The sequence below is a fragment of the Chamaesiphon sp. VAR_48_metabat_403 genome, assembly GCF_031422475.1.
In the GTDB taxonomy this organism is placed as follows: Bacteria; Cyanobacteriota; Cyanobacteriia; order Cyanobacteriales; family Chamaesiphonaceae; genus Chamaesiphon.
The window spans coordinates 1-2,808 of sequence record NZ_JANPLS010000367.1 but is presented as its reverse complement, the minus strand read 5'-3'; the positions used below and the strand labels follow the sequence as shown (position 1 = coordinate 2,808).

General features: G+C 44.6%; 2 protein-coding genes. Both read left to right on the top strand.

Annotated elements, in window-relative coordinates; all coding sequences use genetic code 11:
• The first annotated feature begins 232 nt into the window (after positions 1 to 232).
• A complete protein-coding gene (locus RMO79_RS17705) occupies positions 233 to 1,759 on the top strand; it encodes a glycine betaine ABC transporter substrate-binding protein (RefSeq protein WP_310484566.1) in 1,527 nt (508 codons plus the stop codon).
• A gap of 221 nt (positions 1,760 to 1,980) precedes the next feature.
• Positions 1,981 to 2,799: a phosphodiester glycosidase family protein gene (locus tag RMO79_RS17700; RefSeq protein ID WP_310484565.1), complete on the top strand. Its 819-nt coding sequence runs from the start codon at positions 1,981 to 1,983 to the stop codon at positions 2,797 to 2,799.
• Positions 2,800 to 2,808 lie beyond the last annotated feature (9 nt).

Genomic DNA, 2,808 nt, shown 5'->3' with positions numbered 1-2,808 from the left:
AAGCGAAGTTGGCTTGAATCCCCCTAAATCCCCCTTAGAAAGGGGGACTTTGAAAGCCCCCTTTCTAAGGGGGTTGGGGGATTTACACCTCGAAACGAAGTCTAGCCGACTTGTGTATACACGGTAGCCCTTTTCAAGGGGGGATAGAGGGGATTTATAGGGTTTACGTTTAACAAACTAGACTTTGCAGACACCCTCTGAAATAAGCGATCTTTATTTAGGTAAAATTGTTTTGTTTTTAAATTCAGATGTTTTGGAAATTCTGTCGCGGAGTGGCGAACATTTATTTTTAGTCGCAGTTGCCACCATAATTGCGATCGCGATCGGCATTCCCTTAGGAATTGTTATTACCCGTTATCCCAAACTAGCCACGCCAATTCTCGGTATTGCTAATGCGCTGCAAACTATTCCGAGTTTAGCAATCTTTGGCTTTCTAATATCTGTCCCCTTGCTCGGAGGTATCGGTCAAAATCCGGCGATTATCGCGCTGATTCTGTATGCCTTGCTGCCGATAATTCGGAATACTTATATCGGCATTACGAGCGTCGATTCGGCAATTAGGGAAGCTGGCACGGGGATGGGAATGACCGATTGGCAACTATTAACTCAAGTCGAAATTCCCCTCGCTTCTGGCGTAATTTTAGCAGGAATTAGAGTAGCTACTGCCATCTCTGTTGGCGTTGCGACAATTGCGGCGGCGATTGGTGGCGGCGGATTGGGGGTATTTATTTTTAGGGGATTGGCAACGCTAGATAATCGGTTAATTTTAACCGGAGCTATTCCTGCCGCTGCGATCGCACTGGGGCTAGATTTAAGCCTGGGCTGGATCGAAAATAGACTCAGACAGCAACCAATTCGGCTGGATAAGTTCGATCGCAAATATGCAATTATCGGTAGTGTATTCGCCTTGTTAACTGCGATCGCGATCGGTAGTAATTATGTGCGATCGCCAGAGACAATCGCGATCGGATCGAAGAATTTCACAGAGCAAATTATTCTCGGCGAACTATTAGCCCAACAGATCGAAAACAATACTAAATTAAAAGTCACTCGCCAACTAAATCTCGGCGGGACATTTATCTGTCACGAGGCTGTAAAAACTGGAAAAATTGCAGGTTATGTGGAATATACCGGAACCGCACTCACCGCAGTATTAAAGCAAGAACCCATCAAAGATCCGCAAGTGGTTCTCGATAATATTACCAAAGCATATACTAGCCAGTTTCAATTAGCAGTCATGCAACCATTGGGGTTTGAAAATACATTTGCCTTTATTATTAGAAATGCAGATGCTAAAAAATTGAAAATTAAAACACTATCCGAAGCCGCTAAATATACACCCCAAATGCGCGGTGGATTTGGATACGAATTTCTCGAACGCAAAGATGGTTATCCCGCCGTATCTAAAACTTATGGATTAAAATTTGCTAAAATCCAACAGATGGAATTTAGTCTCATGTATCCAGCAATTAAACAAAACCAAGTAGATTTAATTGCCGCCAATTCTACCGATGGTTTAATTCCGATTCTAGATTTAGTCATTTTAGCAGACGATAAAAAATACTTCCCACCCTATCAAGCCGTACCCATATTTAACAAATCAATTCTCACCAAACATCCCGAACTCAAACCAGTTATCGATCGATTAGCTGGCGCAATTTCGACTACCGATATTCAACAGATGAATTACCAAGTAGATAATAAATCGATTCCAGTCGATCGAGTCGTGCGAGAATGGCTCAAATCTAAAAAAATATGATAGGGAGATGGCACTCAATGTTGCTCGGCTCAAATCCTAGCGGATTCCCTTAGTCCCCCAAAAAGCCAGGGTGGTTTCATCCACCGTCAGGAAAATCTTTCAGGGCGGTTGAAGACTAATTACCAGGGTTTCGCTAATTATGCGATCGAGTCGATATTTCGTCAATCTTCGTCGGTATAATTGCCTCGTCTCCCAGTCCCCAATTTACCACCCGAAATTAGATGCGCCCCCATTGCAATCTTCCTGCTCCAAAACCCCGTTGCCAATCAATCTTCCTTGCCCTGACACTCGCGCTCCTGACTGGCTGCAATCGCCCCAACCCAGCCGTCACAGCAGCCGCTCCGACACCCAGCCCTACATTCGCCGAAACCAGCTTGGCACCTGGCATTACCATTTGGAGTAATGCTGCCAAAAAAACCTATATTATCGAAGCAGATCTGAGCAAAACCGGACTTCGCAGCCTCAGCGGTACGCCCACCCCGACAGGTAAAGTCGGACAAATGAAATTCGAGGAATTTTGGGCGAAACATCAGTCATCAGAGCAGCTCAAAGTCTTAATTAATGGCACCTTTTTCCAGGAATATAACAAACCTACTGGTATCGCCTTCGGTTTAAAACAAGACGATCGACTCATTACTTATGGCTACGGATTGAATGAGTTTCCAGATAAAACAATGACAGTAGCTTGGTCGTCAGGTAAGATCTCGATCGAACCATACGATCGCCGCACCTTCGATGGCAAAATACCCAATGTCATCGGCGCGCTAGCTGCTAATGCAGGCAAAAATGCCAATAAATCTCTCCCCCGCACCTTTATCGGCGTTAAAAATCTGCGCCCCGACAAAACCTATAGTACCGTACTATTATTCATCAGCCCTAGTGCGGCTCAAAGCGAAGCAGAGCAAACTTTATGTCAATTTGGAGCCGATCGCGTCGCCATGCTCGATGGCGGACAGAGTACGGGTTTAATTGTCAATGGTAAAACAATTATGCAACCCAAAACTAGACTTCCCCAAACGATCGGGATTTTTAGTAAATAAGTTCGATCG